Below are 16548 nucleotides of genomic sequence, written 5' to 3'. Positions count from 1 at the left end.
GGCCTGGACGCAGCGGCCCGCGCCGCCGCCCCGGCCGGCCCGGTGGGCGGCGGCCGGTCTGGTGGGGGCCACCGCGCTGGTCGCCGGAGCGGCGCTCGTCCGCCGGTGGTCGCGATGACGGGGATGCGGCTCACCGCCGAGGCCTACCGGATCCCCACCGACGCCCCCGAGGGCGACGGCACCTTCGCCTGGGACGCCACCACCCTGGTGCTGGTCCGGGCCGAATCCGACGGACACACCGGCCACGGCTTCACCTACGGCCCGCCGGCCGTCGTACCGGTGGTGGCGGACCTGCTCGCCCCGGTCCTCACCGACCTCGATCCGGACGACGTGCCGGCGGCCTGGACGAGCATGCAGCGACGGTTGCGCAACGCCGGCCGGCCCGGCGTCGCCGGGCTCGCCCTCTCCGCCGCCGACTGCGCGCTCTGGGACCTCAAGGCCCGCCGGCACGGCCTGCCCCTGGCGCGGCTGCTCGGCACCGCCCGCCGGCAGGTGCCGGTGTACGGCAGCGGCGGCTTCACCACCTACGACGACGCGCAGCAGCACCGGCAGCTCGCCGGCTGGGTGCACGAGCAGGGCATCCCGCGCGTGAAGATCAAGATCGGCGAGTCGTGCGGTACACAGGTGCCCCGCGACCTGGCCCGGATGGCGGCGGCCCGGCGCACCATCGGCGACGACGCCGAGCTGTACGTCGACGCCAACGGCGCCTACCAGCGCAAGCAGGCGATCCGGGTGGCGCACGCCGCGGCTGACCTGGACGTGCGGTGGTACGAGGAACCGGTCAGCTCCGACGACCTGCCCGGCCTGGGCCTGGTCCGCGACCACGTCGCGCCGGACGTGGCGGCCGGCGAGTACGGCTTCGACCTCGTCTACTTCCACCGGATGGCCCCGTACGTGGACTGCCTGCAGATCGACGTCACCCGCTGCGGCGGGATCACCGAATTCCTGCGGGCGGCGGCGGTGGCCGCGGCCGCCGGGCTGGAGGTGTCCGCGCACTGCGCCCCGCACCAGCACCTGCCGGTCGCCGCCGCCACCCCCAACCTGCGGCACATCGAATGGTTCCACGACCACGTACGGATCGAGTCGATGCTCTTCGACGGCGCGGCGCCGGCCACCGGCGGTGCCGCGCCCGTGCCGCTCGACCGACCGGGCAACGGCCTGGACTTCCGGGCCGATCAGGCGCGGCAGTACCGGGTGGCCTGAGATGGTGGACCAGGTCGACCGGCTGCCGCTGCCCGGTGTGTCGGTAGCGGCCCGGTTGGCCTGGGGCGGCCTGCTGCTGCTCGCACCCGGTGCGCTGCTGCGGCCGGTGGGCCCGGCCACCACCACGGCTGTGGCGACGCTGCGGTTGCTCGGGGCCCGGCATCTGGTGCAGGGTGCGATGACCATCGGGCGGCCCACGCGGGGAGTGTTCGCCGTCGGTGCCGTCGTGGACGGCCTGCACTCCCTCACCGCGCTCGCCCTCGCCGCCGCCGACCGTCGCCAGCGGCCCGCCGCCCTGGTGGACGCGGCCGGTGCCGCCGGTTGGGCACTCCTGGGCGCCTCCGCCGCACGAGCCGAGGGAGGACGATGACACGCCGGTCGATCGACGGTTCCGGCCGGTGGCCGGCCTCAGAAGCAGGGGTCCACCTGGCCGAGGGTCACCGCGGTCTCCAGCATCAGCGCGTGCACGAAGCCCTGCGGCAGGTTCCCGCGCAGCTGCCGCTGGCGCACGTCGTACTCCTCGGTGTAGAGGCCGGGCGGCCCGCACGCCGCCCGGTTGCGTTCGAACCACCGGTTGGCCGCCACCGGGTCGCCCGCCTGCCAGGCGGCCAGGGCGGCGGCGAACCCGCAGAGCAGGAAGGCGCCCTCGGCATCGCCGAGCGGCCGCCGGTCGGGGCGGAACCGGTACAGGTAACCGTCCTGGGCCAGCTCCGCGAGGACCGCCCGACGGGTCCGGTCGGTGCGCGGGTCCTCCGGCGGGAGCGCGCCGCGGATGCCGGGCAGCAGCAGAGCGGCATCCACCCGGTCGTCGTCGTAGGCCCGCTGCCAGTGGCCGTCGGGCGAGAGGCCGTGGGCGGAGACGTCGGCGAGGATCCGGTCGGCCAGGGCCGACCAGCCGGCTGCCAGCTTCGGGGTGGCGACCCGGGCGGCCGCCCGTAGCCCCGCGACGCAGGTCAGCTTGGAATGGGTCCACTGCTGCGGCGGTAGCTCCCAGATGCCCGAGTCGGGCTGCGACCAGCGCCGGCCGATCGTGGCGGCGGCCAGCTCCATGGCGTGGTGGCCGTCGCTGTCCAGCCGGCCGTGGCGCTGGGCGGCGGCCAGCACCATGAGCACCTCGCCGTAGGGGTCCAGCTGGAACTGGCCGCGCACCCAGTTGCCGGTTCGCGCGTCGGCGCCCGGGTAGCCGGGCAGGCCGGGCAGCTCCTCCTCCAGCGGTACCGGATCGCCGTCGACCGTGTACGCCGGCGCGAGGCGGTCCCCGTCGGCCAGCACCCGGTCGGCGAGGAACGCGACCGCGTCGTCCAGCAGGTCGAAACGGCCCACCAGCGCCGCGGCCTGGCCGGCGTAGGACTGGTCCCGGATCCACGCGTACCGGTAGTCGTAGTTGCGCCCGGCCATCGCCCGCTCCGGCAGGGCGGTGGTGGCGGCCGCCACCATGCCGCCGCCCGGCCGCGTCATTCCGCGCAGCACCGCGTACGCCAGGACGGCGTCGCGCCGGACCGGTCCGGCCAGGGACGGGACCACCGCGGCCCAGTGGTGCTGGGTGATCCGCCACAGCTCGCCGGCCGGCTGGCACGGTTCCTCTAGCGGGACGGCGGCGAGTTCCAGCACCAGGTCGTGCCGACCGCCGGCCGGCACGGTCAGCTCGCCGGTCAGGAAGCCCTGCCGGTCCCGACGTAGCCGGGCCCCGCCGTGGAACCGCAGGTGCAGCCCGCCCGTGCGGGCCAGCCACCGGTCCCCGTCGCGGGTGACGTCGCGGACCGGCTGCCGGCCGAAGTCGCCCCGCGGGTCCAGCACCACCCGCACCCGGGCCGGCCGGTCCAGGGCGCGGATCTGGCGCAGCAGCACCAGCTTGTCCTCCTCGCCGGGAAAGACCAGGGCCTCCCGGGACTCGACGATCCCGTCCCCGGTGACCCACCTGCTGCGCCAGATCAGCGACCCCGGCTCGTAGTGCCCGCCCCAGACGAAACGTCCGGCCGCCGGGGTGACCAGGAACCGACCCGCCCCGCCGAGCAGCGTGCTGAACACCGCCGGGTCGGACCAGCCGGGGGCGCACAGCCACGCCACGTCCCCGGCCGGCCCGACCATCGCACCCCGGTGTCCGTCGGCGAGCAGCGCGTAGTCGCGCAGCACCGCCGGACTGGCGGTCGCGCTCGCCTCGTCGCCCGGCATGCCGCTCGCCTCAGGAGGTGGGCAGGAAGGGCTTCAGCATGTCTGGCACCCTCTCGGCTCGTCGGCATCGGTGTCGGCCCGGTTACCCGTCTGCCTCCGCCTGACACGCCCCGGCCACTGCCCTCCCGCCGCCCCGGCCACCCCGGTCGGCGCCCGCCGAGACGGACACTCGGCCACATTCGGCCCCGTCTGGTGAGTGGAGGGCCCACAGGTGGGTAGTGCCCGGGGGAAGAGCACGAGACGGGAGGCGACATGGCCGGGCAGGCAGGAAACATCCGGGTCGCGGTGGTGACCGGGGCGAGCGCGGGGGTCGGCCGGGCGACCGCGCGGCTGCTCGCCCGGCGCGGGATCGCGATCGCACTGCTGGCCCGGGGACGGGTCGGGTTGGACGCGGCGGCCGCGGAGGTACGGGCCGCCGGCAGCCAGGCCCTGCCGATCGAGGTCGACATGGCCGACCACGACCAGGTGGTCGCCGCCGGCCGGCGGATCGAGGCGGAACTGGGGCCGATCGACCTGTGGATCAACGACGCGTTCAGCTCGGTCTTCGCGCCGTTCCAGGACACCCGGCCGGAGGAGTTCCGCCGCGCCATGGAGGTCACCTACCTGGGTTACGTGCACGGCACGCGGGTGGCCCTGTCGTACATGACGCCCCGCAACCGGGGGACGATCGTGCAGGTCGGGTCCGCGTTGGCCTACCGGGGCATCCCCTTGCAGGCGGCCTACTGCGGGGCGAAGCACGCGATCGTCGGGTTCACCGAATCAGTGCGCTGTGAGCTGATGCACGACGGCAGCCGGGTGCAGGTGACGATGGTGCACCTGCCGGCGGTGAACACCCCGCAGTTCGACTGGCTGCTGTCCCGGCTGCCCCGGCACGCCGAACCGGTACCCCCGATCTACGAGCCGGAGGTGGCCGCCCGCGCGATCGTCGGCGCCGCGGACCGGCCGGGCCGCCGGGAGTACTGGGTCGGCATGTCCACCGTGCTGACCATCCTGGCCAACCGCGTCGTACCGGGACTGCTCGACCGCTACCTGGCCCGGACGGGCTACAAGTCGCAGCAGACCGCCCGGCCCGCCGACCACGACCGGCCGAACAACCTGTGGCACCCGCTGGACGGGCCGGGCGGCCACGACTACGGCGCGCGGGGCGAGTTCACCGGCCGCTCGCACGCCCATAGCCCGCAGGCCTGGCTGTCCCGGCACCGCCTGGTCGCCGCCGCGGGACTGGCCGCCACGGCGGCGGGCGTGACCGCCTGGCGCCGCCACTGACCGGCCCGTCCGTCGGCCTCGGCGCGCCACGCGGAGGGCTGTCGCCTCAGGCCTGCCTCGGCACGGTGAGCACTTCGGCCCTGTCCTCGGTGATGGCGATCGTGTGCTCACTGTGTGCCGTCCGGCAGCCGGTCGCGCTCCGGAGTGTCCAGCCGTCGGCGTCGGTGACGAGCTCGGCGGTGTCGGCCATGACCCAGGGCTCCAACGCCAGCAGCAGCCCGGGGCGCAGCCGGTATCCGCGACCGGGCCGCCCCGTGTTGGACACGTGCGGGTCCTGGTGCATCGTCGATCCGACGCCATGGCCGCCGAACTCGGTGTTGATCCGATATCCCGCCGCGCTGAGAACCGAGCCGATGGCATGGGAGATGTCACCGACGCGCGCCCCGGGTCCGGCCGCGGCGATCCCTGCGCTGAGGGCCTGCTCGGTCGCGCTGATCAGCGCAGCGCTCTCCGGTCGGTTCGCGTCGCCCACGACGAAGCTGACGGCGGAGTCGGCGACCACTCCGCCTCTGGACACGGCGAGGTCGAGCGTCAGCAGGTCGCCGTCGGCAAGCGCGTAGTCGTGGGGCAGCCCGTGCAGGACCGCGTCGTTGACTGACGTGCAGATGTAGTGGCCGAACGGTCCGCGCCCGAAGGACGGCTCGTAGTCGACGTAGCAGGACTGCCCGCCGGCCTCGTCGATCATTGACTGGGCCCAGCGGTCGATGTCCAGGAGATTCGTGCCCACCCGGCAGCGGCTCCGCAGCGTCTGCAGGATGTCGGCGACCAGGGCGCCCGCCTCCCTGGCTCGGGGCAGTTCGGTCGGGCTCAGGATCTCGATCAATGCCACGCCTTTTCTCGGTCGGCCAATAAGTATCCCGGCCATATTATCCCGGTACTATCATCGGTGTCATGGTCAGGTTGCCGCTCAGTCCTGAGGAGGTCGAGCGCGGGCAGCGTCTCGGCGCCCTCCTGCGTCGCGCCAGGGGAGAGCGTTCGATGCTCGGCACCGCGCTGGACGCCGGTGTCTCGCCCGAGACTCTTCGGAAGATCGAATCCGGGCGGGTGGCCACCCCCGCCTTCCCGACCATCGCCGCCATCGCCGACGTCCTCGGCCTCTCCCTCGACGCGGTGTGGGCGGAGATCAACCAGACGGGCGGCACCGCCGGGGCCGCGCGGTCAGCTCACCACGCCGGTCACCGGTTGGCCTCGTAGGTCGCATCCGGCAGGTCCGCGACCGGCGGCGGCAGCAGACCCCGGTCCGGCGCCGTGCTGATCCGCCGCACGGCCAGGCGCACCGCCGCCGCCCACCGCCGGCGTGCAGCAGCGCCGCCCTGGCCGCGTTTGCGCCCGGACCGCCGTGCACCCCGCCGCCCGGGTGCGCGCCGGCGCTGCCCAGGTAGAGCCCGCGTACCGGGGTCTCGGCGCGGGCCAGCCCGGGCAGCGGCCGGAAGACCAACTCCTGATAGATCCCGCGCCATAGCGGTCCCACCGGTGCGCGAGCGCCTCCCACGCGGCGCCGTCGCCCGGCGCGAAGCGCTCCACCGACGCTGCCGTCTCGGCCAGGTCCCGCGACAGCACCGCGACCCGGTCGTCCGGCAGCAGGTGGGCCAGCGGGACGGGGGCGTGACTCCAGCGCAGCCCGTGCTCCTCGAGCCGCAGCGCGCGCAGCACGGGGGAGGCCGCGCCGAGCGGGTAGAACGCGCTGAACAGGTCGGTGGTGAAGCCCGGCCCCAGGACCTCCGCCGAACGGACGGCACCGCCGGGCACCTCGTCGGCCTCCAGCACGAGTACGTGCCAGCCCGGCGTCGGCCAGCAGGTTGGCGGCGACCAGGCCGTTGTGCCCGGCGCCGACCACCACGGCGTCATACCCGCCGGTGCTCATGACCCGCTCCGCATCTGCTCCGCGTTTCCCGGGCAGGCCGCGCCGAAACGGGCCGGGGGCGCCGGGGCTGACCGCGCACCCGGCCGAGCGGTCGCTGCTGCGCCAGCGGATCAGCTCGGCCTGCCTGGTCCCTCGGCGCCGGACAGACGGTCAGCGGGGCGGCGTGCGGGCGACCTCAGGCCGGGGCCTCGTGCTCGCGGACCACCCGGGCGATGCGGCGGTCGGGGACGATCCACATGATCGCGATGACGATGTAGCAGGTGAGCGCGATCGCGACCCCGACATGCCCGTGCCGGTCGATGGTCAGGGCGCTGAGAATCCCGGCGACGAGCAATGCCGGGGAGAGCTTGCCCTTGACGTCACTGCCCACCGCCCGGCGCAGCGGCGCCTCGCGCCCCTCGCCCCAGATGATCACCCGCTGGAGTACGCCGTACGCGACGGCGGCGCCGAGCAGGTTCACCCCGTAGATCACCACCGGGGTCCGGGCGAACCTCGACTCGTCCACCCACGCTGTCGTGAACGGGAACAGCGACAGGCAGAACAGCAGCGCCAGGTTCGCCCACAGCACCCCGCCAGTGACCCGCCGGACCAGGTGGAACATGTGGTGGTGGTTGTTCCAGTAGATGCCGACGTAGACGAAGCTCAGAAGATAGGTCAGCAGGCCGACGCCGCTGGTGTGGACCAGGTCGGAGAGCTCGTGACCCGCCGGCACCTTCAGCTCCAGCACCATGATCGTGATGATGATGGCGAGCACCCCATCACTGAACGCCTCCAGTCGACCGGTCCGCACCGTGCCACCCTCTCTCTCGCGATACCTGAACCTCGCCGTCCAGCACAGACCGGGAAGCCGCGGGATCTGTGACAGAAGCCCTGGTCGACTACATCACTGCCGGCGCACGGACGTTGGCAATCGCGGGGTGTCCGGCCCACGATGGGCTTCGTGGCAGGCGGCCGCGACATGATCAGACAGGGGCGGACCGTGGCGGATTCCGGGGCGGGTCACGAGCCGGTCGGCGCGGACGACCTCGATCAGGCCACGGCGGTCTTCACCGGCGTGCGGCCACGCCTGTTCGGGATCGCCTACCGCATGCTCAGCAGCGCCACCGAGGCCGAGGACCTGGTGCAGGAGGTGTGGCTGCGGTGGCAGACCTGCGACCGCGCCGCGGTGGTGAACCCGGCCGCGTTCCTCGCCACGACGACCACCAGGCTGGCCATCAACGCCCTGCAGTCCGCGCGGGTGCGTCGGGAGACGTACGTCGGCCCGTGGCTCCCCGAACCCGTCGACACCAGCGCCGATCCGTACCTGGGGGCCGAGCGCGGTGAGGCCCTGGAGTTCGCGGCCCTGCTGCTGATGGAGCGGCTCACCCCGCACGAACGTGCCGCCTACGTCCTGCGCGAGGCGTTCGACTATCCCTACGGCCAGATCGCCGACATCCTGGGGTCGACCGAACCCGCGGTGCGCCAGCTGGTCAGCCGGGCCCGCCGGCACATGACCGGTGAGCGGCGTACGCCGGTGAGCGCCGCCGCGCAGCGGGAGCTGCTGACCACGTTCATCGCGGCCGCCCGCTCCGGCGACCTGGCCGCGCTGGAGCGGCTCCTCGCGGCCGACGTGGCCAGCGTGTCCGACGGCAACGGCGCGTACCGCGTCGCGCGCCAGCCGGTGGTGGGCGGAGCGCGGGTGGCGAGGTTCCTGGTCGCGATCTCCACCTGGTTCTGGGACGGCGTGGAGGTCGGCTGGGCGGAGACCAACGGTCAGACGTCCGCCGTGCTCCAGCGCGACGACAAGGTGTACGGGTTGATCACGGTCAGCGCCTCGACCGAGGGTATCGAGCAGCTGTTGTGGCTGGTGAACCCGGACAAGCTCCGCGGCTGGTATCGCCGCTGAGCCGCGGGCCCGCACGACCGCCGTCGTGCGGGCCCGGCCGGGGTCAGCGCGCCAGCCAGTCCCGGTAGGAGGTCTTGAAGATCAGGGCGCCGTCGTTGGCGATGAGGGCGTCGCCCTTGGCGGCGGCGAACATGCCGGCGCTGTCGTCGGTGACGACCGTGCGCTGGTCGCCGTGCGCGGCGAGGGTGATCCGGCCCAGCTCGTCGAGCGGGAAGACCTCCGGGCCGGCGATCTCGCGGGTGCCCTGCAGCGGGGCGCCGGCGCTGACGTCGGCCACGGCCTGGGCGACGTCGGCCGCGGCGATCGGCTGGATGAGCGTGGCGGGCAGCCGGACCGTCTTCTCGTCGGCGGTCCAGGACAGCACCGCCTCCATGAACTCGAAGAACTGCGTGGAGCGGATGATCGAGTACGGCACCCGGCCGGCCTTGAGGATGTCCTCCTGCAGCACCTTGGCGCGGTAGTAGACCAGGTCCGGCACCTCGTCGGCGCCCACGATCGACAGGACGACGGCGTGGCCCACGCCGGCGGCCGCGGCTGCGGCGAGCAGGTTGTCCATGGTGGTCTGGAAGTACGCGGGTGACGCGTCGTCGAAGGTCGGCGAGTTCGTCAGGTTGACGACCACGTCGGCGCCCTTGAGTGCCTCGGCCAGGCCCTGCCCGCTGAGCAGGTCCAGCCCGGTGGAGGGGGAGTGCGGCACCGCCTCGTGCCCGCTCTCGTTCAGGATCCTGACCACCTGCGATCCGATGCGCCCGGTGCCACCGATGACGGCGATCTTCATGTTCGTGACCTTTCTGGTTCCGGCTGAGGGATGCCCTCTCCTCCGGTACGACCGGACAGGCCCCCGGGCTGTGACAGCCCATCCCCGCCCGACTTCACCAGGTGGCGCCCCGTCGACCGGGGCGCCGGGTCGGCTACCGACGCCGTGGCCGCCGCGCGGCGTCGGTCAGCCGCCGTACCCGTGCGGCGACCGGGATGACCGCCCAGCACGCGTACGCCCAGTGCGTGACGAAGGCCAGCGGGATGGACACCGCGAACGCGCCGGCCGCGATCGACAACATTCGGTAGCCGTTGCGGAACAGCGCACGCGGGGTCCCCGCCCGGGCCAGCCCGCGCCGGTCCAGCTCGACCACGGCCAGCAGGAAGGCGAGGGAGGCGAGCGCCTGGACCGCCGCGTAGAGGGTGAACCGGGCGGCGAACGCCCCGTCCCCGACGATCACCTTGGTGACGAACGGCGTCAGTACGATCATGAGCAGCCACAGCATGTTCCAGCGGACCAGCCGGCCGCTCAGCCTGGCCACGTGACCGAACGTGCGGTGGTGCAGGAACCAGTGGCCCCCGATCACCGCGAAGCTGATCAGGAAGGCCACGTACTCGTCGACGTGGCGGCCCAGATCGCGCCACAGCTCGGTGTTCGTCCCGCCCGCCGGGACGGGCAGCTCCAATGCCAGCAACGTGATCGCGATGGCGACCACCGCGTCGGAGAAGAACACCAGCCGCTCGGGGTCGACCCGCTCCGGCTCGGATTCCTCCGCCCGGCCGCTCGGCGTCGCCGCGTCCGCCCGTGACCCCTCCGGGATGACCGTGTCGTCCTCCACCCGCATGGCGGAAGTAGAACACGCCGACCCCGCCTGGCGGGTGCCGCCATGTCCCTCCCGGCCCCGCCGATGAGCTATCGTTGGCCGAGTTCCCGAGGATCGGAGCGATCGTGGCAGGTGACGACGACATCTCCGGGTGAGAGCCCGGACCGGCCGCCGACGGGCGCGTGAGCGCCGCCGTCGCTGCGGCTCCTTTGTCGTCCCCTGTTCCCGCCGGGCGCCCGGCTGTGCGTCCGGATCTTCCTCCGAGGTCTGTCATGTCCGACGGTTACATCGTCTGCACCGCCCTGTCCTTCTCCTGGCCGGACGACACTCCGGTCTTCGACGAGCTGTCCTTCTCCGTGCCCGGCGGCCGGACCGGCCTGGTCGCGCCCAACGGCAGCGGCAAGACCACCCTGCTGCGCCTGATCGCCGGTGAACTGCGCCCCACCGGCGGCACGCTCACGGTGCAGGGCGTGCTCGGCTATCTGCCGCAGCACCTGCCCTTCGCCGGCGACCAGACGGTGGCGCAGGTCCTCGGCGTCGACCGGATCATCGCCGCGCTGCACGCCATCGAGGCCGGCGACGCCGCCGAGGAGCACTTCACCACCGTCGGCAACGACTGGGACGTGGAGGAACGCAGCCGCGCCGAACTGGACCGGCTGGGGCTGGCCGACGTCGCCCTGGACCGGCGGCTGGGCACCCTCAGCGGCGGCCAGGTGGTCTCCCTCGGGCTGGCCGCGCAGCTGCTCAGGCGTCCGGACGTGCTGCTGCTCGACGAGCCGACCAACAACCTCGACCGCGACGCCCGGGACCGGCTGACGGCGGTCGTGCGCGGCTGGACCGGTTGCCTGCTGCTGGTGAGCCACGACCGGGCGCTGCTGGACGAGATGGATCGCATCGCGGCCCTCGAGCACGGTGAGATCCGCTGGTACGGCGGCACCTACACCGAGTACGAACAGGCGGTACGCGCCGAGCAGGAGGTCGCCGAGCGGCAGGTACGCAGCGCCGAGCAGGACCTCAAACGGCAGCGCCGGGAGATGCAGCAGGCCCGGGAACGGGCCGCCCGCCGCGCCTCGACCGCCGCCCGCAACCTCGGCAACGCCGGCCTGGCCCGGATCGTGGCCGGCGGGCTGAAGCGGGACGCGCAGGTCTCCGCGGCCCGCGCCAACGAGACCCACGCCAACCGGGTCAGCGACGCCCAGGCCCGGCTGGACCAGGCCAGCCGCGCCGCCCGCCAGGACGACCGGATCGTGGTGAACCTCCCCGACACCACCGTGCCGGCCGGGCGCACCGTCTTCCACGGCGAGCACCTGCAGGCCGCCTACCACGGGCGTCCGGTGTTCGCCGGCGACGGCGTCGACCTGACCATCCGGGGACCGGAACGGGTCGCCCTCACCGGCCCCAACGGCGCCGGGAAGTCCACCCTGCTCCGGCTGATCAGCGGTGACCAGCAGCCGGTGTCCGGGACGACGACCCGCGCCGAGGGCCGGGTGGCGTACCTGTCCCAACGGCTCGACCTGCTCGACCCGGAGCGCACCGTCGCGGACAACCTCGCCGCCTTCGCCCCGGCGCTCGCCGACGCCGACCGGATGAACCTGTTGGCCCGGTTCCTGTTCCGGGGCAGCCGGGCGCACCTGCCGGTGCGGGTGCTGTCCGGCGGCGAACGCCTCCGCGCCACCCTCGCCTGCGTCCTGTCCGCCGAGCCGGCGCCGCAGCTGCTGCTGCTCGACGAACCGACGAACAACCTGGACCTGGACAGCGTCGCGCAGCTGGAGAGCGCGCTGGCCGCGTACCAGGGGGCGTTGATCGTGGTGAGCCACGACGAACGGTTCCTGGACGCGATCGGCGTGGACCGGTGGCTGCGGCTGGCCGACGGCCGGCTGACCGAGACCGGCGCGCCCGGGATCGGCTGAGGGACGCGGCGATGTCCACCGCAGCGCTGATCGCCACCGACATCGTCCGCATCCGGGGCGGGCGTCGGGTACTGGACGGGCTCTCCCTGACCGCCGCACCCGGGCATCGGATCGGGCTGATCGGGGAGAACGGCACCGGCAAGACGACCTTCCTACGCATCCTGGCCGGAGTGGACGAACCGGATACCGGCGTGGTCGTCCGTCCGCCGGATCTCGGCTTCCTGCACCAGGAGCTGCCCTTCGACCCCGGCACGACGGTCGCCGCGGTGCTCGACGACGCGCTCCGCCAGGCCCGGGAGGACCTGGCCGAGCTGGACCGGATCGGCACCGCACTGGCCGCTTCCACCGAGGGCACCGCGGCGCACGGCCGGCTGCTGGCCGCGTACGGCGCGACGCTGGAGCGGGCGCAGGACCGCGACGCCTGGGACGCCGAACGGCGCGCGCTGGGCGTGCTGGACGGCCTCGGCCTCGCCGGGGTCCCGCGGGACCGGACCCTGGCCGCCCTCTCCGGTGGCCAACGGGGGCGGCTGGCCCTGGCCGCGTTGCTCATCCGCCGGCCGGCGGCCCTGCTGCTCGACGAGCCGACCAATCACCTCGATGACGCGGCTGCCGGGTTCTGCGAGGAGTACCTGCGTGGACTGCCCGGGGTGGTCGTGGCGGCCAGCCACGACCGGGCCTTCCTCGACGCCGTCTGCACCGACCTGCTCGACCTGGATCCGGCGATCGACGGCCCGGTCCGCTACGGCGGCGGTTACACCGCCTACCTCGCCGAGAAGCGCGCCGAGGCGGGGCGGTGGCGCCGGCGGTACGAGGAGGAGCAGGAGCGGCTGGCCGAGTTGCGCCTGGCCGCCGCGGTGACCAGCCGTCAGGTCGCGCACGACCGGATGCCGCGCGACCGGGAGAAGATGGGGTACGGGCACCGCGCCGGTCGGGTGCAGAACCAGGTCTCCCGCCGGGTCCGGGACGCCACCCGCCGGCTGGACACGATGGAGCGCCGACAGGTCGCCCCGCCACCGGAGCCGCTCCGCTTCCGCCCGGCCGCCCTCGCCGCGGGCGCCGGGGACGAGGTGGTCGTGTCCCTGCGCCAGGTCGAGGTGCCCGACCGCCTGCGGTTGGCGCGGCTCGATCTCCGGGCCACGGACCGGCTGCTGGTGAGTGGTCCGAACGGGGCCGGCAAATCCACCCTGCTCGCCGTCCTCGCCGGCGCCCTGCCGGCCGCCGGGCTGACCCGGGTCCGGCCCGGGCTCCGCGTCGGCCTGCTCGCCCAGGACAGCAGCTTCCCCCGGCCCGAGCGCACCGCTCGGGAGGTCTTCGCGCAGGCCGTGGGAGCGGACCGGGCTGATGCGGTGCCACTGGCATCGCTCGGCCTGCTCGGGTCCGCCGAGGTCGACAAGCCGGTGGGTGAGCTGTCGGTGGGCCAGCGCCGCCGCCTCGCGCTCGCGGTGCTCGTCGCCGACCCGCCGGATCTGCTGCTGCTGGACGAGCCGACCAACCACCTCTCACCCCGGCTCGCCGACGAATTGGAGGAAGCCCTCGCCACCGGGCCGGGCGCCGTCGTGCTGGCCAGCCACGACCGGCGGCTCAGATCCCGGTGGACGAGCCGGGAGATCACCCTGGGTGCGCCGGAGACAGCCCTCGCCGACCGGCCCTGAATCCACCGGTACGCGGGCCCCGTCTCCGGGAAGTGCCGGTGGGCAGACGTGCGGCGGCTGCCGACTAAGATCAGCGATCATGGGGGACGGTGCGGTGATTCTCTGGGTGCACGGCGGCGGATGGTATTCCCGCGAGAGCACCGACGTGTCACTGTTCGAGCTGCTGGGGATGCGGGTCGTGCAGGCCCGTTACCGGCTCAGTGGCGAGGCGACCTGGCCGGCGCAGCTCGACGACCTGCGCGCCGAGGCGCGCGCGGCCCGGGTGCCGGGCGTTCCGCTCATCGTGGCAGGGGTTTCGGCGGGGGGCCACCTCGCCCTGCAGCTCGGCCTGCGCGGCGTGGACCGTCCCGGCGACGTCGACGCCGTGCTCGCCTTCGAACCGCCGGTCGACCCGCTGGCACCCGACTGGCCCCGGGCCCGCGCCGAAGGCAACCCGTGGCACCGCCTCCTGGGGCACGTTCCCGCAGCCGACGACGCGGCCACCCTCGACTGCACGGTGACGGCGCACGTCGGCAGCGGGACACCCGTGCTGTTGACGCACGGTACGAACGACACGGCCGTGCCGCCGACGCAGACGCTCGGGCTGGCCGCGGCGCTGCTCGCCGCCGGTCATCCGGTGCACGTGACCCTGGCCGACGGAGCGCACGGCGAGTTGGACCTCCGCCGCCCCGACATGGCGGCCGCCGTGCGGCGTTTCCTCGCCGTGCGGACGACGGTCGTGCTTCCGAACCTGAACGGCGAGCGGCAGAGCTGACGCTCCCCGCGCCCTGCGCCGGTTCGGCCTGGACCTCTGCATCGGACGCATGGTCAGCGCGGACGGTTCGCCGGCCGTCTACATCGGACGGCGCGGCCTCACCGACAGCGCCGGTCGTCGCCTGCTGCTCGACTGGCGATCCCCGGCGGCGGAGCCGTTCTTCGCCGCTACCCACGCGCACCCGATGGGCCTGCTGAGCTGGCGGCGGTACCGCTGGACCGGCGGGCGGATCAGCGACTACTGGGACGAGGTGTTCACCGCGGACGGGCTCGAAGGGCATGCCGCGCTCGACGACCAGTCGGCGTTCATCGCCAGCCTGGGCGGCGCCCGGTCGGGCCGGATGCGGGACGTGCTCGCCACCATCCAGGCCGACCAGGACGCCATCATCCGGGCGGGATCGCGCGGCGACCTCGTCGTGGACGGGGGCCGGGCACCGGGAAGACGGTCGTCGCGCTGCACCGCACCGCCTATCTCCGCTACGCCGACCCGCACCTCGGCCACCGCCGGGGCGGCGTGCTGTTCGTCGGCCCGCACTAGCCGTACCTCGCCTACGTCGCCGACGTCCTGCCCAGCCTCGGCGAGGAGGACGTGCAGACCTGCACCCTGCGGGACCTTGTCCCCGAGGGGGCCACGGCGACCGCCGAGACCGACCCGGAGGTGGCCCGCCTGAAGTCGTCCGCGCAGCTGGTGACGGCAATCGAGGCCGCCGTCAGGTTCTACGAGGAGCCGCCGACCAGGGGGATGACGGTCACGACCGGCGACGCCGACATCTGTCTGAGCGCCGCCGACTGGGCCGAGGCGTTCAAGGCGCCCGGGCCCGGCACCCCGCACAACGAGGCCCGGGACGAGGCCCGGGACGAGGCCTGGGAGGAACTGCTCACCATCCTGATCGACCGGTACGACGGGGACGAGCCGGAAGACCTGGTCCGCAGGTCGCTGCTGCGCAACAGGGAGCTGGTCACCACCTTCCACCGCGCCTGGCCGCTGCTCGATCCCGCCGACCTCGTCGGCGACCTCTGGTCGGTCCCGCCTACCTGCGCAAATGCGCTCCCTGGCTCAGCCAGGACGAGGTCCGGAAGCTGCAGCGCGGCGATGCCCGGGCCTGGACGGTGTCCGACCTGCCGCTGCTGGACGCGGCGCGGCAACGGCTCGGCGACCCGGAGGCGTCACGGCGCCGGCATCGGCGCGACGCCGCGGTGGTCGGCCAGCGTGAGCACCTGGCCACGGTCGTCGACGACCTGATCGCGTCGAACGAATACGACGATGGCGAGGGCCTGATGACGATGCTGCACCAGCAGGACCTGCGGGACGCCCTGGTCGACGAGAGCGGACTGGTCGGCGCTGAGCGGGACCCGCTCGCCGGCCCGTTCGCGCACATCGTCGTGGAGGAGGCTCAGAGACTTGGTTAAGGATCGTCAGTGATCGTTGACCGGTCGTGGGTGTCGGTGTCGTCTGGTTTGATGCGGGGCGGTGGGGGGTCTGCGCCGGCGGTGAGTGTTGTCATGTCGCGGTGCTGTGCGTGCTGGCGGGGTTTGGGTGTGGTGAGGTTGGTGTCGGGTGAGTCGGGCGGTGTCGCTGGCGGAGGGCGAGGGCTCCCGGACCGCGTGTGTCCGGGCTCTTGTGCGCGCCGGTGTGGATGAGAAGTCCGGCGAGGTCCTGTCCCAGGCGGTGGTGGCCGAGCGTGTCGGGTGGTGTGCCGATCTGGTGGCGGGCATGGTCTGCGGGCTGTTGGCGCAGCGGTGGAATGCCGCGGATGTGCGGGTGTTGGCCTCCGGTGTGGACGCGGGTGGGCGGAGGTTGCCGTCGAACGCGTGGATGGCGTTGCGGCGGCTGGGTTGGACCGTCACCGTCCCGGCGGGTGTGCAGGTTAATGACCGGATCGTGCGGATGGCCCAGGAGCAGGCCGGGCGTGCGCTGCGCTCGGTGACGTGGCGTGCCGATCTGACCGCCGGAGTCCTCGCGACCTGGCCGGCCGATCCGGGCAAGCGCACCCCGCGGGAGTGGGATCAGGTGCGGGAGGCGATCCCGGGCGGGAAGGATCTGCCGGCCAACGTCGTCAAGGCGCGTACGCGGCAGGTGGCCCGGTTTCTCAACGTCAACGGCCGCCTGCCGGTGGATGTGTTCGAACTGGAAGGCATCCCGAAGGTGCCGCGGATGTTGCTGCTGTCCGCGTGTGACCGGCAGCAGGCCACGATCGAACGCAGCGACACCGACCCGGGCAGGGTGCTGCTGCGGTTGCAGTTGCCCGTCCGGCCGGACCCG

The 16548-nt window shown here is 73.6% G+C and carries 14 protein-coding genes and 2 pseudogenes; 10 read left to right on the top strand and 6 right to left on the bottom strand.

Annotation, left to right across the window (positions count from 1 at the left end; all coding sequences use genetic code 11):
* Nucleotides 1-114: 114 nt before the first annotated feature.
* Both ACWEVO_RS10620 and ACWEVO_RS10615 read left to right on the top strand, forming a co-directional pair.
* Complete coding sequence (locus tag ACWEVO_RS10620; protein ID WP_452307300.1) at nt 115-1203, top strand: enolase C-terminal domain-like protein; 1089 nt, start codon at nt 115-117, stop codon at nt 1201-1203.
* Between the two features lies 1 nt (nt 1204).
* Nucleotides 1205-1573: a hypothetical protein gene (locus ACWEVO_RS10615; protein WP_452307299.1), complete on the top strand. Its 369-nt coding sequence runs from the start codon at nt 1205-1207 to the stop codon at nt 1571-1573.
* 38 nt (nt 1574-1611) lie between these two features.
* Here the strand turns inward: ACWEVO_RS10615 and ACWEVO_RS10610 are convergent, their stop codons facing one another.
* Complete coding sequence (locus tag ACWEVO_RS10610) at nt 1612-3375, bottom strand: glycoside hydrolase family 15 protein (RefSeq protein WP_452307298.1); 1764 nt, start codon at nt 3373-3375, stop codon at nt 1612-1614.
* Between the two features lie 252 nt (nt 3376-3627).
* Between ACWEVO_RS10610 and ACWEVO_RS10605 the strand changes: the two genes are divergently transcribed.
* Nucleotides 3628-4641 (top strand): SDR family oxidoreductase, encoded by a 1014-nt coding sequence (locus ACWEVO_RS10605; RefSeq protein WP_452307297.1) that lies wholly within the window; start codon nt 3628-3630, stop codon nt 4639-4641.
* A 46-nt stretch (nt 4642-4687) separates the two neighbouring features.
* On the opposite strand, the gene map is transcribed toward ACWEVO_RS10605, so the two are convergent.
* On the bottom strand, nt 4688-5464 hold the full coding sequence (gene map, locus ACWEVO_RS10600; RefSeq protein WP_452307296.1) for a type I methionyl aminopeptidase: 777 nt from the start codon (nt 5462-5464) through the stop codon (nt 4688-4690).
* 68 nt (nt 5465-5532) lie between these two features.
* On the opposite strand from map, the gene ACWEVO_RS10595 reads away from it, so the two are divergent.
* The gene (locus ACWEVO_RS10595) at nt 5533-5835 is read left to right on the top strand and encodes a helix-turn-helix transcriptional regulator (protein ID WP_452307295.1); all 303 of its coding nucleotides are present in this window, start codon (nt 5533-5535) and stop codon (nt 5833-5835) included.
* 273 nt (nt 5836-6108) lie between these two features.
* Here ACWEVO_RS10595 and ACWEVO_RS10590 read toward each other — a convergent pair.
* Both ACWEVO_RS10590 and ACWEVO_RS10585 read right to left on the bottom strand, forming a co-directional pair.
* Nucleotides 6109-6505: pseudogene (locus ACWEVO_RS10590) on the bottom strand (phytoene desaturase family protein); the annotation flags it as partial.
* A 175-nt stretch (nt 6506-6680) separates the two neighbouring features.
* Nucleotides 6681-7295 (bottom strand): TMEM175 family protein, encoded by a 615-nt coding sequence (locus tag ACWEVO_RS10585; protein ID WP_452307294.1) that lies wholly within the window; start codon nt 7293-7295, stop codon nt 6681-6683.
* Nucleotides 7296-7484: 189 nt separating this feature from the next.
* Here ACWEVO_RS10585 and ACWEVO_RS10580 point away from each other — a divergent pair, with 189 nt between their 5' ends.
* Nucleotides 7485-8390 (top strand): RNA polymerase sigma-70 factor, encoded by a 906-nt coding sequence (locus ACWEVO_RS10580; protein ID WP_452307293.1) that lies wholly within the window; start codon nt 7485-7487, stop codon nt 8388-8390.
* Nucleotides 8391-8433: 43 nt separating this feature from the next.
* Here the strand turns inward: ACWEVO_RS10580 and ACWEVO_RS10575 are convergent, their stop codons facing one another.
* Both ACWEVO_RS10575 and ACWEVO_RS10570 read right to left on the bottom strand, forming a co-directional pair.
* Nucleotides 8434-9168 (bottom strand): SDR family oxidoreductase, encoded by a 735-nt coding sequence (locus ACWEVO_RS10575; RefSeq protein ID WP_452307292.1) that lies wholly within the window; start codon nt 9166-9168, stop codon nt 8434-8436.
* Nucleotides 9169-9301: 133 nt separating this feature from the next.
* Nucleotides 9302-9991 (bottom strand): TMEM175 family protein, encoded by a 690-nt coding sequence (locus tag ACWEVO_RS10570; RefSeq protein WP_452307291.1) that lies wholly within the window; start codon nt 9989-9991, stop codon nt 9302-9304.
* 251 nt (nt 9992-10242) lie between these two features.
* Between ACWEVO_RS10570 and abc-f the strand changes: the two genes are divergently transcribed.
* From abc-f to ACWEVO_RS10545, 5 genes and pseudogenes are all read left to right on the top strand, one after another.
* Nucleotides 10243-11880 carry a ribosomal protection-like ABC-F family protein gene (gene abc-f, locus ACWEVO_RS10565; protein WP_452307290.1) on the top strand — a complete coding sequence of 546 codons (1638 nt, stop codon included), beginning with the start codon at nt 10243-10245 and terminating at the stop codon, nt 11878-11880.
* An 11-nt stretch (nt 11881-11891) separates the two neighbouring features.
* Nucleotides 11892-13532, top strand: coding sequence for an ABC-F family ATP-binding cassette domain-containing protein (locus ACWEVO_RS10560; RefSeq protein ID WP_452307289.1), 1641 nt, complete (start codon nt 11892-11894; stop codon nt 13530-13532).
* Between the two features lie 79 nt (nt 13533-13611).
* Complete coding sequence (locus ACWEVO_RS10555) at nt 13612-14286, top strand: alpha/beta hydrolase fold domain-containing protein (protein ID WP_452307288.1); 675 nt, start codon at nt 13612-13614, stop codon at nt 14284-14286.
* A gap of 7 nt (nt 14287-14293) precedes the next feature.
* A pseudogene (gene helR / locus ACWEVO_RS10550) lies at nt 14294-15689 on the top strand (RNA polymerase recycling motor ATPase HelR); the annotation flags it as partial.
* A gap of 154 nt (nt 15690-15843) precedes the next feature.
* Nucleotides 15844-16548, top strand: a 705-nt coding sequence (locus tag ACWEVO_RS10545; protein WP_452307287.1) for a hypothetical protein, incomplete at its 3' end; no start/stop codon positions are given.

Source organism: Micromonospora sp. NPDC003776 (assembly GCF_053605645.1).
The sequence above is the reverse complement of the archived record's forward strand: the minus strand, read 5'-3'. Positions and strand labels throughout refer to the sequence as shown.

What these genes read in the sequence shown, in the direction of transcription:
- abc-f (WP_452307290.1), top strand. Translation starts at nt 10,243, where the DNA reads ATGTCCGACGGTTACATCGTCTGCACCGCCCTGTCCTTCTCCTGGCCG.
- ACWEVO_RS10570 (WP_452307291.1), bottom strand. Translation starts at nt 9,991, where the DNA reads ATGCGGGTGGAGGACGACACGGTCATCCCGGAGGGGTCACGGGCGGAC.
- ACWEVO_RS10605 (WP_452307297.1), top strand. Translation starts at nt 3,628, where the DNA reads ATGGCCGGGCAGGCAGGAAACATCCGGGTCGCGGTGGTGACCGGGGCG.
- ACWEVO_RS10560 (WP_452307289.1), top strand. Translation starts at nt 11,892, where the DNA reads ATGTCCACCGCAGCGCTGATCGCCACCGACATCGTCCGCATCCGGGGC.
- ACWEVO_RS10615 (WP_452307299.1), top strand. Translation starts at nt 1,205, where the DNA reads ATGGTGGACCAGGTCGACCGGCTGCCGCTGCCCGGTGTGTCGGTAGCG.
- ACWEVO_RS10595 (WP_452307295.1), top strand. Translation starts at nt 5,533, where the DNA reads ATGGTCAGGTTGCCGCTCAGTCCTGAGGAGGTCGAGCGCGGGCAGCGT.
- ACWEVO_RS10555 (WP_452307288.1), top strand. Translation starts at nt 13,612, where the DNA reads ATGGGGGACGGTGCGGTGATTCTCTGGGTGCACGGCGGCGGATGGTAT.
- ACWEVO_RS10575 (WP_452307292.1), bottom strand. Translation starts at nt 9,168, where the DNA reads ATGAAGATCGCCGTCATCGGTGGCACCGGGCGCATCGGATCGCAGGTG.
- ACWEVO_RS10620 (WP_452307300.1), top strand. Translation starts at nt 115, where the DNA reads ATGACGGGGATGCGGCTCACCGCCGAGGCCTACCGGATCCCCACCGAC.
- ACWEVO_RS10610 (WP_452307298.1), bottom strand. Translation starts at nt 3,375, where the DNA reads ATGCCGGGCGACGAGGCGAGCGCGACCGCCAGTCCGGCGGTGCTGCGC.